Consider the following 1,583-nt stretch of genomic DNA (forward strand, 5'->3'; position numbering starts at 1 on the left):
GCCCTGTGGCGTTATCTGGAACACGGTGAGATTCCGCTCGGGGCAACACTCAAGCCACCCGGCAGCAACACCGTTGCGACCTGAGTGACGAATGTCGATCGACAACAGGGCCTGAAGGTCAGCGCGCCCGGACAGTAGGAGGGTTGCCCGACGGGTAATCGTAGTTCTAGATGGGGCGCGTCGGTAACGGAGTGGTTCCAGCGCTGTGCGCATGCGGTATGAGGTGACCGGCCTGGCGCCGGCACGGATAGAAGTTAGTCCGGGGGCGGTTACCCGGACATCAAACACTCCGACCTAACTCGTTTTTAAGTTTGGCTTTATAAGAAGGATTCCGAATATAAATCAGACACCCTAGCCTGTGCAAGTTGTCCACCGCCGGCCAGCGTCGTGGTCGTGACAGGCGACCCGCTGGTCGGCCGTGGACAACTTGCAGTACCGTCAACGGAGGTAACTGACCCACGGGAAACAGATCGCCAAGGGCTTGACTTTCAATGCCCCATAGAAGTCTTACTGTGTCATAAAAATGCTACATCTATTATAATAAAGATACCGTGACTCCCGGGCTTAAATAATGAGCGAAGATGTCGACGAATTCGAAAGGTATCTTAATCATTTAGCGCAGGAGTTGGGTCATTCTGATCGGATCGCCGGCCTAAAGGGTTACTGCACCGGGCTTATTCTGCCGTTGTCACGCAAGAGCGTAGAGCCTATGGCGGCGCATATCGATCCGATGCATGCAAGCGCGAGACATCAGGCGCTTCATCACTTTGTAGCCAAGGCGGATTGGTCAGATGCGGCACTGATGCGACGCGTGCGCGAATGGGTGGTTCCTGCCTTGGCGACATGCGCAGTCGATGAGGCTGGCTATTACTGGATCATCGACGACACGGGTTTTCCGAAGAAAGGCAAGCACTCTGTAGGCGTTGCCCGTCAGTATTGTGGGCAGCTCGGCAAGCAGGATAATTGCCAGGTAGCAGTAAGTCTTTCGCTCGCCACGCAGCGCGGTAGCTTGCCCATCGCCTATCAGCTTTATCTTCCCCATGAATGGATCGACGACCCTATTCGCAGGCAGCGTGCAGGCATTCCGGAAGACCAGATCTTCGCAACCAAACCTCAAATAGCGCTGGCGCAACTGCATGAGGCTATCGCGTCAGATATCCCTCCTGGGGTGGTACTGGCCGACGCCGGCTATGGCGACGAAACTGGCTTTCGGGATGGATTGACGGAAATGGGCTTGCTATATGCCGTGGGCATTCGGCCGGGCACTTCCGTGTGGGGACCTGGAATGACTCCTCTACCACCCAAGCCATGGAGCGGGCGAGGTAAGCCGCCGACGCTGCTACGCCGTGCTCCAGGTCATGAGCCTCTTTCTGTCAAAGCACTGGCAATGCTAACGCCGCGAGCAGCTTATCGAACTGTCAATTGGCGCGAAGGCACAAACGCCGCATTGTCATCGCGTTTCGCCGCCGTGCGTGTACGGCCTGCACACAGGGACTTCTATGGGGCATTGGAAGTCAAGCCCTTTGGTGATCTGTTTTCCGTGGGTCAGTTACCTCCATGTGAGGGTGCGAGTTGTCCACGGC

The 1,583-nt window shown here is 56.4% G+C and carries 1 protein-coding gene; it reads left to right on the plus strand.

The window, feature by feature from the left end:
• Positions 1–571 precede the first annotated feature (571 nt).
• The coding region (locus WCA53_RS31385; protein ID WP_423920797.1) for an IS701 family transposase at positions 572–1,583 on the plus strand (1,012 nt) is incomplete at its 3' end.

Source organism: Caballeronia sp., from assembly GCF_049581465.1.
Classification (GTDB): domain Bacteria; phylum Pseudomonadota; class Gammaproteobacteria; order Burkholderiales; family Burkholderiaceae; genus Caballeronia.